Raw genomic sequence first — 14,353 nt, 5'->3', positions numbered from 1 at the left:
ATGAACCCCTATACGTCACAACCCGACCGCGCCTATTGGAAACGCGGCGTTGGCACCGTCCATTATTCCAAGCTGTTCGACATGTGGCAGCCGATCACGCTGTCACGCAGCGACCGGATCGCCACTGCCGGCAGCTGCTTTGCCCAGCATATCGGCAATAACCTGGCCCGGCGCGGCGCCAGCTATATGGATATGGAGCCCGCCCCCATCGACTTCGCCGATGAGGCCGAGGCGCGGCGTTGGGGCTTTGGCGTGTTTTCCTGCCGCTATGGCAACGTCTATACTTCGCGCCAACTGATCCAGCTGTTCCACGAGGCGCATGGCAACCGTACGCCGCTGGATGCGGTCTGGGAACGCAATGGCCGCTTCTTCGACGCCCTGCGCCCCGGCATCGACCCGGTTGGTCAGGCCAGCCCCGAGGAAGTGACCGCCCTGCGACAGCGCCATCTGGCGGCGGTGCGCAAGATGTTCGCCGAACTGGACCTGTTCGTCTTCACCATGGGCCTGACCGAGGGATGGGAACATCGCGTGGACGGAACCATGTACCCGATGGCCCCCGGCACCGTCGCCGGCGAATACGACCCGCAGAAGCATGTCTTCCGCAACCTGCGCTATGGCGAAGTGATGGCCGACATGACCGAATTCTGGTCGGCCCTGCGCGCGGTCAACCTTTCGGCGCGGATGCTGCTGACCGTCTCGCCCGTGCCGCTGGCGGCAACCGCAACCGACAATCACGTCATGGTTGCGACCAGCTATTCCAAATCGGTGCTGCGGGCCGTCGCGGGCGATCTGGTGGCGGAACTGGACGGCGTCAGCTATTTCCCTTCATACGAGATCATCAGCAGCCATCCGGCGCGCGGCATGTATTTCGAGCCCGACCTGCGCAATGTCAGCCAATATGGCGTCGATTATGTGATGTCGCACTTCTTCTCGGGGCCGATGGCAACGGAATTTGCGCAAGGCGAAGCCGAACCAGAACCCGCCGAGGAGCTGGAGCTGATTTGCGACGAAAGCAAGCTGGACGCCTGAGTACGTCGGCCAAGACGGAACCGAAAAAGGCCCCGGTAATCGCCGGGGCCTTTTGCATGACTGGCAGTCGGATCAGACGTTCAGCAGCAGGTGTTCGCGTTCCCAGGGGCTGATGACCTGAAGGAATTCCTTGTATTCATTGCGCTTCACCGATTCATAGACATTGATGAATTCATCGCCCAGAACCTCGCGCATGGGGGCGCTTTCGACCATCAGGTCAAGCGCGTCACCCAGCGTCAGCGGCAGCTCGTCTTCGGAAATATAGGCATCGCCGATGCATTCCGGGCGCGGATCCTTGCCCTCGACCAGACCCAGATAGCCGCAGGCAAGGCTGGCGGCGAGGCCCAGATAGGGATTGCAGTCCATCCCCGCCAGCCGGTTTTCGACGCGCCGCGCCTCTGGCCCGGAAATCGGCACACGAAGCCCGGTTGTACGGTTGTCGCGTCCCCATTCCAGATTGATCGGCGCGGCGAAGTCGGGGACATAGCGGCGATAGCTGTTCACGTAAGGCGCAAGCAGCGCCACGGCGGCCGGCAAGTGGTTCTGCATCCCAGCGATAAAGTGCAGGAATTGCGGGGCCTCGGCACCCTTGGGATCCGAAAAGATGTTCTGCCCCGTCGCCAGATCCACGACTGAATGATGGATATGCATGGCCGAGCCCGGCTCGCCCTCGATCGGCTTGGCCATGAAGGTGGCATAGCAGTCATGGCGCAGCGCCGCCTCGCGGATCAGGCGCTTGAAGAAGAAGATCTCATCGGCCAGCCGCACCGGATCGCCATGGGCCAGGTTGATCTCGATCTGGCCCGCACCGCCTTCTTGCAGGATGCCGTCGATTTCGAACCCCTGCGCCTCGGCGAAGTCATAGATGTCGTCGATCACCTTGCCGTATTCATCCACCGCCGAAAGCGAATAGGCCTGCTTAGCGGCGGCCCGCCTGCCGGACCGGCCCATCGGCGGGATGATCGGCTGGTTCGGGTCGGTGTTGCGGGCGACCAGAAAGAACTCCATTTCCGGGGCGACGATCGGGCGCCAGCCCTTGGCCTCGAACATGCCGACAACGCGTTTCAGCACGTTGCGGGGTGCCACCTGAACCGGCTGGCCCTGCTGGTCATAGACATCGTGGATGACCTGAAGCGTATAGTCGGCCGTCCAGGGTGCGGCGGTGGTGGTCGAGTAATCCGGGGTCAGGATCATGTCGGGTTCGGTGAACGCGCCCGAGGGGTTGTCGGCCCATTCACCAGTGATCGTTTGCAGGAAGATCGAGTTGGGCAGGAAGAATTTTTCCTGCCGAGCGAATTTCGACGCGGGCATCGCCTTGCCGCGCGCAACGCCTGCAATATCGGCGACGATACATTCGATTTCGTCCAAGCGGCGGCCAGCGACGAAATCCTGCGCCGCTTTCGGGGTCTGTTCCAGCCAATCGGGGGTCATATGGTTCCTGTTGAAAGGGCGGCATCGGCAAGGCTCGGGTGGGTCGGGCCAAGCGCCCTTGCCACACCCTCGCGGTCGGCAGGGCCCCTGTTCTGGCCCGCCTTCCATTTGCCGCGCATGTCGGTGATGTCGATTTCCACCCCGACAATGCCGCGAAGTTGGGCATTTATGTATTTTTCCGGCGCGTCCGAGACTTGCCACGGCTCGGGCCGGGTTTCCTCCATCTGTTGGGTCAGCGCGTCGATCTGAACGCGCAGCCAGTCGGCATCGGCGGTCAGGCGCGGGGTGCCGCGCACCTGCACCATCAGATAGTTCCAGGTCGGCACGACCTTCCCCGTCTCCGCCTTGGTCGCATACCATTCAGGCGAGACATAGCTTTGTTCGCCCTGGAACACGACCAGCACCGGGGTGCCGGTTTCCAGATCGGCCAATTGCGGATTGGCGCGTGCAAGATGGGCGCGCAACTGCCCGGTTTCGGTCAGCTGCATCGGCACCGGATTTGCCATCGGCCCCTCTGCCCCGATCGTGATCAGCAGCCCCAGCGGATGGGCGCGGATCAGCGCCGACATCACCTCGGGGCGCGATTCGGCGAAGGCTGGCGGACAATACATCAGGCGGCCCCCTTCCGTGCGCTTTCGGCGGCATGGAAAAATGCGGCGATGCGGCGGGCCAGCACGTCGCTGTCGCGCCTTCCGCCCATACGCGCATTGGCCACCTCCAGCAGCGCGTCAGGCACGACACCGCGGGCGCGGGTGTCGATCAGGCCCTGGATGAAATCATCGCGGAACTCCGGGTGAGCCTGCACCGTGAAGGCGCGCCCCGGATAGATCAGCGCCGCGTTTTCGCAAAACCCGCTGCTGGCGGCGACTTCCGCACCGTCGGGGCGGGTGACGACCTGATCCTGATGCCAGGCGTTCAGCGTGAGCTTTTCATCGCCGAAATCGTAATCCTGCGCGCCGACCGACCAGCCCCCGTTGAATTTTTCGACCTTGCCGCCAAGCGCCTGGGCGATGATCTGGTGGCCGAAGCAGATGCCGACCATCGGCACCGCCGCGCCATAGGCATCACGGATGAACGCCTCCAGCGGCGGAATGAAGGCGTGGTCTTCGTATGCGCCGTGGCGCGAGCCGGTAATCAACCAGCCTTCCGCATCATGGATCGAGGCCGGAAACTCCATCGCCTCGACATGATAATTGCGAAAGCTGAGGCCCTGATCGGCCAGCAATTGGGTGAACAGTTCCGGGTAATCGCCCAGGGCGCCCCGCACGGTTTCAGGGGCTTGCCCGGTCTGTAGAATGCCGATCTTCATGTTTCGCCATCGCTTGAGGTTTCACCCAAATCTAGGCGGCGCACGAAAGCGTTGCAATCCGGCACGAAATCGCGCCACATACGCGTCACCATGAGCGACACTTCGACACACACGCCCGTCATCGAGATCCACGATCTGCACAAGTCCTATGGGCAGCTGGAGGTGCTGAAAGGCGTATCCCTGACCGCACCGCGCGGTCATGTGGTCAGCCTTATCGGTTCGTCAGGTTCCGGGAAATCCACACTGCTGCGCTGCTGCAACCTGCTGGAAAACAGCCAACAAGGCGAGATTCTTTTCATGGGCGAGCCCGTGCGATGGAAGGGTCAGGGCCTTGCCCGGCTTCCGGCCGACCGCGCCCAGGTCACCCGCATCCGCACCCAGCTGTCGATGGTCTTCCAGCAGTTCAACCTGTGGTCGCACATGACCATTCTGCAGAACGTGATGGAATCACCCGTCACCGTGCTGGGACAGAACCCGGCCGAGGTCGAGGACCGCGCCCGCAAGCTGCTGGCCAAGGTGGGTATCGCCGACAAGGCCGACGCCTGGCCCGCGCAGCTGTCGGGCGGTCAGCAACAGCGCGCCGCGATTGCGCGGGCGCTGTGCATGGAACCCAAGGCGTTGCTGTTCGACGAACCCACCAGCGCGCTGGATCCCGAATTGCAGCAAGAGGTGGTCAAGGTCATCAAGGACCTTGCCGCCGAACATCGCACCATGATTCTGGTGACGCATGACATGCGGCTTGCCGCCGATGTCAGCGATCACGTCGTATTCCTGCATCAGGGACGGATCGAAGAAGAAGGTCCGCCCGATCAGGTCTTTGGCGCGCCAAAGACGGAACGTCTGCGCCAATTCCTCAGCGCCACCATGGCTGTCTGAACCTACCAACAGGAGAAACAAGCATGAAAAAACTGATGCTCGCCGCCGCCACCCTGGCGCTGACCGCCGGGATGGGTCTGGCCGCGCCGGTCCGGATCGCGTCCGAGGGCGCCTACCCTCCCTATAACCTGGTCAATGATGCCGGCGAGTTGGACGGCTTCGACATCGCCGTCGGCAACGAGATCTGCAAGCGCGCCGAACTGGAATGCGTCTGGGTCAAGAATGACTGGGATTCGATCCTGCCGAACCTGAAATCCTCGAACTACGACGCCATCATGGCCGGCATGTCAATCACCGACGAGCGCAAGGCCGAAATCGACTTCACCCAGAACTACTTCCCGCCGGCCGCCTCGGCCTATGCGGCGCTTTCGGCTGACGCCAATATCGGCGAAGGTGCCGTTGTTGCAGCCCAGACCGCCACGATCCAGGCCGGCCACGTCGCCGAATCCGGTGCCACCCTGCTGGAATTCGCCACCCCCGACGAAACCGTCGCCGCCGTTCGCAACGGCGAAGCCGAAGCCGTCTTTGCCGACAAGGATTTCCTTGAGCCGGCGGTGAACGAATCCAATGGTGAATTGGCCTGGGTCGGCGAGGATGTTCCGCTGGGCGGCGGTATCGGCGTCGGTGTGCGCCAGTCCGACACCGAGCTGCGCGACAAGATGAATGCGGCGCTGACCGCCATGAAGGAAGATGGCACCCTGAACGGGTTGATCGAAAAATGGTTCGCCGAGGGCGCCGTGTATTTCGGCCCGAATGGCGAGGCGGTCGACAAGGCCGGGGCCAAGATCACCGCAGTCGCCGAATAAGGACAGTGGCCCCGCCGCCGGAAATGGCGGCGGGGCACGCTTGAGATGTTCGAATATTGCGCCGATCCGAAATCGCTGGAAGGTCTGACCTGGCTGTCATGCTATCTGACGTCCGGCACTCATATGCAGTTCTATGCCAGCTTCGGCACGGTGTTGCTGTTGCTGGCAATCACCGCCCCGATCGCGCTTTTGTTCGGCTTTGGCGGGGCGCTGGCGGCGCGTTCACATGTGGCGCCGCTGCGCTGGTTCGGCAAGATATATACCTCGATGGTGCGCGGCGTGCCCGACATCGTCTTCTTCATGTTCGTGCCGATCGCGCTTGATCAGCTGTTCGAATACCTGCGATCACGCGTGTATTGCGACACCTCGGTCCCGGTCCGGCAGGGCAGTGATTTCGTGGTCTGCGCCGCCGCCAAGCTGCCGCGCGCGACCAGCCCGGAATGGGTCCATGACAGCTACGGCATGTTCCTCGCCGTTCTGGCCTTTTCCGTCGTCTTCGGCGCCTTCGCGGCCAATGTGCTGTATGGCGCGATGAATTCCGTGCCGCGTGCGCAGCTGGAAACAGCCGAGGCCTACGGCATGACGCGTCGCCAGATGAACCGTCGGATCCTGATCCCGCAGATGTGGGTCTATGCAGTGCCCGGCCTGTCGAACCTGTGGATGATCCTCATCAAGGCGACGCCGCTGCTGTTCCTGCTGGGGATTGAGGACATCGTTTATTGGGCCCGCCAGTTGGGCGCATCGAAGACGCAAGCCTTCGCCTATCCGCACCCGGACTGGCGGCTGTATTACTTCCTGGCAATTCTGATCTTCTACCTGCTGATGACGGCGATTTCTGAACGGGTGCTGCGGCGCATCTCCCGCCGCCTGTCGTTGGGGCAGGCCACGATGGCGGGCGAAGCCATGCGAAAGGCGGGCGCATGAGCTGCGGTCAAACCATCCTCGACTACGGTCTGCGTTCTATCGGCATCGGCGAGAAGCTTCTACCACGGACTGAATTCGACTTCTGCACGCAGGTCACGCTGATCGGGTCCGGCCTGATCTGGAACCTTTATTTCGGCTTTTTCGCGCTGCTGTTCGGCTTTTTCCTGGCCAATGCGCTGGCGATGGCCAAGGCGTCGGACAGCGCCTGGATCCGCAAGCCGGCCGAATGGTTCATCTTCGTGTTCCGCGGCAGCCCGCTGTTCATTCAGTTCTTCCTGGCCTATCAGCTGTTCGTCCTGCTGCCCCGTTCCGGGATAGAGATCTTCGGCATCACCATCGCCACCAGCTGGCTGACCAAGGCCTGGGCCGGGGCGCTGATCGTGCTGATCCTGAACACCACCGCCTATTCGGCCGAGATCTTCTACGGCGCGCTGCAAACCGTGCCGAAGGGCGATCTGGAGGCCGCTGATGCCTATGGCCTGACCGGCTGGAAGAAATTCCGCCGGGTGGTGTGGCCGACGATGATGCGCCTGGCTTGGCCCTCTTACACGAACGAGGCGATTTTCCTGTTTCACGCCACGACGCTGGTATTCTTCGCCAGCTTCCCGGCCTTCGCCCAGCAGGGTGACGCGCTGTATTACGGGAATTACTTTGCCGACAAGACTTTCAACCCCTTTGTCGCCTATCCGATCGTTGCGGTCTATTTCATCCTGTTGACCCTGTTGCTGACGTCGCTTTTCGGTCTGGTCAATCGGCGGCTGAACCGTCACCTTCCGGGGGCCGCGCGGCGGGTTCGCTATCGGCCGCAACTGATCAGGTGACTTATGGACTGGCTAGCCGAACATCCCGAAGTGCGCACGATTCGCGTGGCCGCAGCCGATCTGAACGGCGTGCCACGCGGTAAGCGTGTCCCTGCCCGCTTCGCCGGCAAGCTGCTGACTGAAGGGACCAAGTTCCCCTATTCCGTGCTGAACATGGACATCTGGGGCGAGGATATCGAAAATTCGCCGCTGGTTTTTGAATCGGGCGATCCCGACGCGCTGCTGCTGCCCACGGAACGCGGCTTCATGCCAATGCCATGGCTTGACGCGCCCTCGGCGCTGCTTCCCTTGTGGATGTTCCACCCTGATGGGCGCCCCTATGACGGCGATCCCCGTCAGGCGCTGGCGCGCGTCGTCGACCGCTATAAGGCTGCCGGTCTGACGCCGGTAGTCGCGACCGAGATGGAATTCTTCGTCATCGACGATTCCGGCAACACCTTGCGGGTCCCGCGCAGCCCACGCTCTGGCAAGCGCAGGACCGGGGCCGAAACGCTCAGCCTGCGGGCGCTGGATGCCTTCGATCGCTTCTTCACCCGACTGTATGACGCTTGCGAGCTGATGGACATTCCGGCCGATACCGCGATTTCCGAAGCCGCGCTCGGTCAGTTCGAGATCAACATGATGCACCAGCCCGACCCGCTGAAGGCGGCGGACGATGCCTGGCTGTTCAAGATGATGACCAAGGGCGTGGCGCGCGAGTTCGGATTTGCCGCCAGCTTCATGGCCAAGCCTTACGACGTCTGGTCTGGGTCGGGTCTGCACATGCATTTCTCGATCCTCGATGCCGCAGGCAAGAACATCTTCGACGACGGCACCGAAAAGGGTTCGGATATACTGCGTCACGCGGTGGGCGGGCTGTTGCGGGCGATGCCCGGCTCTACCCTGATCTTCGCGCCGCATGAGAACAGCTATGACCGGCTGGTGCCGAACGCCCACGCCCCCACCGGCATCGGCTGGGCCTACGAAAACCGCACCGCCGCGATCCGCATCCCCGCCTCGCCCAACGCAGCGCGGCGGATCGAGCACCGCGTGGCAGGCGGCGACGTGAACCCTTACCTGATGATCGCCGCCATCCTTGGCGCGGCGTTAAACGGGATCGAGGACAAGCTGGACACTCCGCCCCCGTTCGAGGGCAACGCCTATGACAAAAAGCTGGATCAGCTTCCCGGCAGCTGGGCCGAGGCAATCGACACCTTCGCCAACTGCCCCGAGATGAAGCGCATCTTCTCGCAGCACCTGATCGACAACTTCGTCATGACCAAGCGGCAGGAACTGCATTACATGGCCGAGCTGACAGATGAGGAAACGATCGAGCTATACCTCGATACGGTGTGATTGGGTTCCTCCTGGGCATGATCGCCAGCGACCAGCCTGCGGCCATCGTCTATCTCGGCTCGAAAAAGGGCATCACCAACCCGCCCGGCAATGCCGCCTACTCGGTCGCAAACGCGGGCATCAAGGCGCTGACCGAGCAGTTGGAGCACGACTTGCGCAACGCAACTGACGGCCGCGTCTCGGCTCATCTGCTGGTTCCGGGTTACACTTTGACGCCAATGAACTTCCCCGGCATGCATGCGGGCGCTCATAAACGGCGAAGCGCTGCAGGAGCTCAGCCATCGTCTGGCGTTCCTCTCACTTCATCCTCACTCTTGCCTCTACGCCAGTAGGAGACGATGAGACTTTCCCCCTTTTTCAGCCCACGCTCCTTGCGCATGTAAGAGCGGATCTCCTTGAAGGCGGAGAATTCGCATCCTGCCCATGCGAATACCGACGATCCGTCTGATGGGAATTCGACGGCGCGCACCGCATCCGGTAACAGCTTCGTCGTGCCAGGAGCGGCGCCATTGCGATGCAGCCAGCGGATTGTGATACCTGTCTTCGTATCGAGCGATTGTTCTTCGGTAGCATCCGCCACCTCAATAAAAGCAATGCCGCGCGCTGCGGCGGGAAGGGTTTCCAGAATACCGGCGATGGCAGGAATCGCCGTCTCATCGCCCGCAAGGATATACCAGTCCCGATCCAGAGGCGCAGAATAGCCACCTGGGCCACTCATGCCGATGACATCGCCCGGCTTTGCGCGGGCTGCGAATGCAGAGCCAGGGCCGGCCTCTTCGTGAAGCACGAAATCGATGTCCAGCGTGCCGGCAGCGACATCGACGTGGCGATAGGTATACTCGCGGATAGCCAGCACGTCGCGAGGAGCATACGAAATAGTCCCGTTCGGTTTGACATGCGGCCACTGCGGGTTGCGATCCTCGGGCCGCGGAAACATCAGTCTCATATGGATGTCGGCGAATCCGGAATAACGGCCGAGGTCGGACCCATGAAACCGAACCCTCTGCACATGAGGCGTCACGCGGAAGGTGTCGGCGACAGTCAGCAAGCAAAACCAGGCGGGATAGCGCTGTTCGCAGCCATCTCCGGACCAGATGATCCTGTCTGCTAGCTGTGGGTGATATTCGATCAGTTGCGAGGTGAGTTCTTCCCTGACAATCTCTATGCCTGTCAGGGTTTGCGCTTCAACTTTCATCGTCGCGCGATCAGCATTTATGGCGATCTCGCCTCTACCGTCATCGAACGTCAGTACTTTGTGTTGGTCTGCTCCGGCAACGACGACACCATGCGAACGAAGATGTTCACAAACCTCGTCGACGATTGATTGCACGCCCGCAACCTCGAAACATGCTTCTGTGAAAAGTGTCGTCATGTGGAGCGACCTTTGTTTTGGATTGCGTCGGGTACTGGGCCGTCCACCATGACGTGCACGCGGCCTCTTGAGCAGCGTTCTACGCGGGCCTCGACGCCGTAGACGGCTGCGAGGACGGATGGAGAAAGGGCAGTCTGCGGCGCCCCCTGGGCCGCGACCGCGCCATTATGCAGGACGACGAGATGATCAGCCCATGTCGCGGCCAATGTCAGGTCGTGGAGTACGACGACGACGATCCGGCCTTCGCGGGCAAGCGCTTGCACGACCATCATAACGTCGAGCTGGTGGCGGAGATCGAGCGCACTGGTCGGCTCGTCAAGCAGGAGGAGATGGGGCGCTCGTGCTATCGCCTGAGCGAGGCTGGCGAGTTGTCGCTGGCCGCCGGAGAGGCGGCCGATGCCTTCCATCGCCAAGTCGAGGATGCCAAGGCTGTCGAGTACATCGATGGCGCGGTGGCGTGCCTGCGGGCCGCTGCCCTCGATATGGCCCACCGGTGAGGCTTTCAGTGCGCCGATCACGCCCTCAAGTACCGATAGTTCGGCGTTCTGCGGTAGCGACTGCGGCATAAACGCAACTCGCTGCGCCCGATCGGTGAGAGCGAGCGTGTTGAGATCGATATCGCCTAGCCGGATAGATCCCGTTGCAGGCACCAGCCCAGCCAAGGCACGTAGCAGGGTGGATTTGCCTGCCGCATTAGGGCCAACCAGTGCCGTAACCTTGCCCGGTTCGAGCGGTGCAAGATTTAGATCCTGCAACACCGGCCGGTTGCGGTAACCGGCGGAGAGTTTTGAAATGGAGAGCGCTAGGGTTTCCTCCATCAGAGGCGCTCCCGACGACGTAAGATCAGCGAGAAGAAAACCGGCAGACCTACCAATGACGTAACGATGCCAACCGGCACGATGACGCCTGGCACGATGGATTTGCTGGCGATGTCGGCCAGCGACATGACGACCGCCCCTGTCAGAACGCTGGCCGGAAGGAAGAACCTGTGATCCTCTCCAATAATAAGGCGGGCGATATGCGGACCGACCAGGCCGATGAAGCTGATCGCGCCTACGAAGGCGACAGACGTGGCGGCAAGAATGCTGATGCGAAGCAGCGAGAAGAAGCGCAGCCGCGTCACGTCGATTCCAAAGCTGCGCGCCCTGTCATCACCGAGGCGCAGCGCCGTCAGCTTCCACGACGCGCCGAGCGAGAAAGGCAGCGCCAGAAGGATGACCACCGCAAGAATGGCAATGGCTTCCCAGCTGGCCCGCGTCAGGCTTCCCATCGTCCAAAAGACAAGTTGCTGCAGCGCATCGGCGGAAGCGACAAACTGGAGCAATCCGAGGAGAGCGCTAAAGGTGAAACCGAGCGCGATCCCGAACATTACAAGGCTGTCGACGCCTGCACCCCGAACCCGCGTCAGGCTCAGCAGAAGCAGCAGCGAGCCGAAGGCAAAGGCGAAAGCGTTGACAGTGATGAGCCAGCTTGTCGGAATGCCGGGAAGTCCCAACCCGAGCACGATGGCAAGCCCCGCCCCAAAGGCCGCCGCCGCTGAAACGCCGAGCGTGAAGGGGCTCGCCAACGGATTGTTGAGGATGGTCTGCATCTCAGCGCCCGCTAGCGACAGGGCCATGCCGACCGGCACAGCCATGAGCGCTGCCGGCATGCGTACGTCCCAGATGATGATCAACGTGTTGTAATCGGTCTCATCCGTCCAGAGGATCGCGCGCACCACGTCGACGAGGCTGAGGCTCGAAGCACCGATTGCCAGATCAGCAAGAACAGATGTGACAAGCGCCGCCACGAGCCCGGCGACGATGAACACGCGGCGCAGGGTGTGCCGTTCATAGGCCGTGAGCACGGCGGCTCTCAGGTTGGGAGCCGGATCATCCGGCTTCAGAATATCTTCTGTCATGGATGCTCATCGTATGGTTGGCCGGCAGGTCGATCTGCGGCGGGATCAAGGCTCGCCCAAAAGGGTCCCTTCATCGGAGTCGTCAGAAAACGCTCGTTGAGTTCGTCCAGCGTGGCTTGTGGATCGAGATCGGCGAACAGATCAGGATGAGCCCACTTGGCGAGGAGTTCCAGCAACAGCACGTTAAACGGCGAACGCATGAGGGAAATGTCGACCACATGAACGCGCCGGCTGCGCATGGCGGCCAGCCCCTGGAATTCCTCCTCGTTTGCAAGCTTCTGAAGTGACGAGACGGCCCGCTCCAAGCTCCGCGGGGTGCCAAAAAAGGATGTGGGGCTTTGGGTTGCGGTGACGGCAACAAAAATTTGTGGATCGCTTGCGATGATATACTCGAGGCTCAGCTCCGCTCCAGGTGATCCCGCGCCAGGTATATCTTCGGCGATGTTGTCCACGCCCACCAAATCGAGATATGCTTTGACGCCTTCCCGCCGCGCCGCGCAGCAACCATCCCATCCCCTTCTCAAGTTCATAATCAATTTCTGCGGCACCGGATGACCGGTTTTGATCCGGCTGGTGATGCGCGCCACATGGCTTTTGTGGAACTCTATAAATTGAGAGGCTCGCTCCTCTTCACCAAAGACGCGCCCGAGAATTTCGATACTTGGAACTGTATTCCGCGCAGGATCGTTGGCGAAATCGACATAGACTATTGGTATTCCTACCCTTTCAAGAACAGCCTCGACGGCCAGCCAATCCGCTGTCCGTGCTCCGTCCGCAATCAGGAGGTCAGGGTCAAGCTCCAAAAACGTCTCTATGGAAAAGGAAGACCCTACCCATCCGACGTGAGGTGTTTTCTCGAACTCCGCCATACCATAGGCACCACTGACACCCATGATCAGGTCGGCGGCATCACTGCGAAGGATCTCAAGCGCCGGAAAGTAATATGGCGCCGACAGTATGACGCGCTGCGGCGGCGCGGCAATCTCGACCTGACGCCCGGCAATGTCCGTTACCAAGATCTGCGCCTGCGCGACACAGGCACCCCAAAGCATGATCCACATTGACAGCGTGAGCCGGCTGCAGGCCAAGAACCCGAAGGCGGAGCGGCGCCTATTGGCCGCTCGCGCCTGCATTTGCCCCCTATACCTCAACATCAGAACTTAAACGCCGTTGAAAGGCGGAAGGTACGAGGCTGGCTCAGAGGCAGGAAACCAGTATCTGCAGTCACCCAGTAGCTTTTGTCAAAGACGTTTTCGACGTCGAAGCGGACGGTAACAGGCTTCTCACTCCACCGAGAATCGAAGCTGTAGCGCGCGCCAAGATCAACTGTCGTCCATGAGGGGATCGTCAAGTCGGGCGTCGTGTTGTCGACCGTCTGATTGCTTGTATAGGTTAGGCGCCCGCTCAAGGTGAGCCCTTCAAGGAAGGGTGTGTCCCATTCGCCGCCGACGACGGCCCGGACCCGAGGCGCACCCCGCGCCCTTTTGCCGTCGAAAGCTCCATCGGCAGTCTTGGTCTGGACAGCTTCGAGGAAGGTGACGCCACTTAGAAGACGCACACCGTCAACTATCTCGCCGTAGGCATTGAGTTCGATGCCTCGATTGCGCTGCTCGCCATTCAAGGCTGCTGTATAGAGGTCAGTTTTGGCATCGTAAGTGTAGAGGACGTTTGGCTGAGCGATCTGGAATGCTGCGAGCGTTGTCCTAACGCGTCCCCAGTCGACCTTGACGCCTGCTTCATACTGCTTGCTGACATATGGGGGAAACACTTCTCCGGCGTTTGCAAAGAAGCTGCTGACAGTCATTCCAGGTTGCAAACCCTGAATGTAGTTGGCGTAAAGTGAGACATTCTCCCATGGCTTCACGACCAGTCCGAAGGCGGGACTCCATGCGTCGCTTTCGTATGTTGCGGTTTCCGCGCTGCCCCAATCATAGTCAAAGGTGGCAACATCCACCTTCTGATAACGCAGTCCGGCCGTGAACTGGACGCGATCGTCCATGAACGACATTGTGTCGGCGATACCGATGCTAAAGCTTTCGGTTTCCACAACCTTGAGAGGATCGCCCGGATCGGTGAGGGACGGCATCGGTGTGACTACCGGATCGTAGATCGTACCACGATCAAGGTCGGGGCCATATGAGAGCGATTGAAAGTGGCTAAATCGACTGCCCGACACCTGCAGATTCAACGCATGATCAATCGGTCCCGTCGTCGCCGTAGCCCTGATCCCGGCATTTGCCGCCAGGCTTCGAAACCTGAGACGCTCCCACGTTGTGTACTGCTGAAACGATCCATCAGCGCCAGTAATCCAGGCTGGACTGATGAGGTTCTGATTATACTCGAACTCCTGAAGACCAATTGCGGCGTAAGCGGTCACGTTGTCGAGGATATCAACCTCTGCCCGTACCATGCCGAGCGTGGACGAGGATGAGATATGGGCGAAAGTTGGTGACGCTTGATCAGGCGGCGACTTGAAGTTGGCGGAGGCCGTCGCGGAACTCAACCCCCTGGATGATCTCCGGCAGACGGTTCTGGCCATCGAGTTTGCGC

Annotated in this window: 15 protein-coding genes; 7 read left to right on the top strand and 8 right to left on the bottom strand. The window is 61.1% G+C overall.

What is annotated here, in order from left to right; all coding sequences use genetic code 11:
• Positions 1–1,029: a GSCFA domain-containing protein gene (locus G7044_RS12880; RefSeq protein ID WP_166329499.1), complete on the top strand. Its 1,029-nt coding sequence runs from the start codon at positions 1–3 to the stop codon at positions 1,027–1,029.
• A gap of 72 nt (positions 1,030–1,101) precedes the next feature.
• Here G7044_RS12880 and G7044_RS12875 read toward each other — a convergent pair whose 3' ends face one another.
• From G7044_RS12875 to G7044_RS12865, 3 genes are read right to left on the bottom strand one after another with little or no spacing between them, the layout of a single operon-like run.
• Positions 1,102–2,460: a glutamine synthetase family protein gene (locus tag G7044_RS12875; RefSeq protein ID WP_166329497.1), complete on the bottom strand. Its 1,359-nt coding sequence runs from the start codon at positions 2,458–2,460 to the stop codon at positions 1,102–1,104.
• Positions 2,457–3,071, bottom strand: a complete 615-nt coding sequence (locus G7044_RS12870) for an FMN-binding negative transcriptional regulator (RefSeq protein ID WP_166329495.1) — start codon at positions 3,069–3,071, stop codon at positions 2,457–2,459. Before G7044_RS12870 ends, G7044_RS12875 begins: the two co-directional genes overlap by 4 nt.
• Positions 3,071–3,769 (bottom strand): type 1 glutamine amidotransferase, encoded by a 699-nt coding sequence (locus tag G7044_RS12865; RefSeq protein ID WP_166329493.1) that lies wholly within the window; start codon positions 3,767–3,769, stop codon positions 3,071–3,073. Before G7044_RS12865 ends, G7044_RS12870 begins: the two co-directional genes overlap by 1 nt.
• A gap of 90 nt (positions 3,770–3,859) precedes the next feature.
• On the opposite strand from G7044_RS12865, the gene G7044_RS12860 reads away from it, so the two are divergent.
• From G7044_RS12860 to G7044_RS12835, 6 genes are read left to right on the top strand one after another with little or no spacing between them, the layout of a single operon-like run.
• The gene (locus tag G7044_RS12860) at positions 3,860–4,645 is read left to right on the top strand and encodes an ABC transporter ATP-binding protein (protein WP_166329491.1); all 786 of its coding nucleotides are present in this window, start codon (positions 3,860–3,862) and stop codon (positions 4,643–4,645) included.
• A 23-nt stretch (positions 4,646–4,668) separates the two neighbouring features.
• On the top strand, positions 4,669–5,451 hold the full coding sequence (locus tag G7044_RS12855; RefSeq protein WP_166329489.1) for a transporter substrate-binding domain-containing protein: 783 nt from the start codon (positions 4,669–4,671) through the stop codon (positions 5,449–5,451).
• 45 nt (positions 5,452–5,496) lie between these two features.
• On the top strand, positions 5,497–6,375 hold the full coding sequence (locus tag G7044_RS12850; protein ID WP_166329487.1) for an ABC transporter permease: 879 nt from the start codon (positions 5,497–5,499) through the stop codon (positions 6,373–6,375).
• Positions 6,372–7,196, top strand: a complete 825-nt coding sequence (locus G7044_RS12845; RefSeq protein WP_166329485.1) for an ABC transporter permease subunit — start codon at positions 6,372–6,374, stop codon at positions 7,194–7,196. The genes G7044_RS12850 and G7044_RS12845 overlap by 4 nt, the downstream gene beginning before the upstream one ends.
• A gap of 3 nt (positions 7,197–7,199) precedes the next feature.
• Entirely contained in the window at positions 7,200–8,531 is a 1,332-nt protein-coding gene (locus tag G7044_RS12840) for a glutamine synthetase family protein (protein ID WP_166329483.1), read from the top strand.
• Positions 8,532–8,548: 17 nt separating this feature from the next.
• Entirely contained in the window at positions 8,549–8,863 is a 315-nt protein-coding gene (locus G7044_RS12835; RefSeq protein WP_235931303.1) for an SDR family NAD(P)-dependent oxidoreductase, read from the top strand.
• Here G7044_RS12835 and G7044_RS12830 read toward each other — a convergent pair.
• From G7044_RS12830 to G7044_RS12810, 5 genes are all read right to left on the bottom strand, one after another.
• Positions 8,806–9,903, bottom strand: coding sequence for a siderophore-interacting protein (locus G7044_RS12830; RefSeq protein ID WP_166329481.1), 1,098 nt, complete (start codon positions 9,901–9,903; stop codon positions 8,806–8,808). The genes G7044_RS12835 and G7044_RS12830 overlap by 58 nt on opposite strands.
• A complete protein-coding gene (locus tag G7044_RS12825; RefSeq protein WP_166329479.1) occupies positions 9,900–10,721 on the bottom strand; it encodes an ABC transporter ATP-binding protein in 822 nt (273 codons plus the stop codon). Before G7044_RS12825 ends, G7044_RS12830 begins: the two co-directional genes overlap by 4 nt.
• Positions 10,721–11,803, bottom strand: a complete 1,083-nt coding sequence (locus G7044_RS12820; protein ID WP_166329477.1) for a FecCD family ABC transporter permease — start codon at positions 11,801–11,803, stop codon at positions 10,721–10,723. The genes G7044_RS12825 and G7044_RS12820 overlap by 1 nt, the downstream gene beginning before the upstream one ends.
• On the bottom strand, positions 11,800–12,855 hold the full coding sequence (locus tag G7044_RS12815) for an ABC transporter substrate-binding protein (protein ID WP_166329475.1): 1,056 nt from the start codon (positions 12,853–12,855) through the stop codon (positions 11,800–11,802). Before G7044_RS12815 ends, G7044_RS12820 begins: the two co-directional genes overlap by 4 nt.
• 101 nt (positions 12,856–12,956) lie before the next feature.
• On the bottom strand, positions 12,957–14,213 hold the full coding sequence (locus G7044_RS12810; RefSeq protein WP_235931309.1) for a TonB-dependent receptor: 1,257 nt from the start codon (positions 14,211–14,213) through the stop codon (positions 12,957–12,959).
• Between the last annotated feature and the right edge of the window lie 140 nt (positions 14,214–14,353).

The organism is Paracoccus xiamenensis, assembly GCF_011308835.1.
GTDB lineage: Bacteria > Pseudomonadota > Alphaproteobacteria > Rhodobacterales > Rhodobacteraceae > Paracoccus > Paracoccus xiamenensis.
Note: the sequence above shows the minus strand (reverse complement) of the source record. Positions and strands in the feature narration are given on the sequence as shown.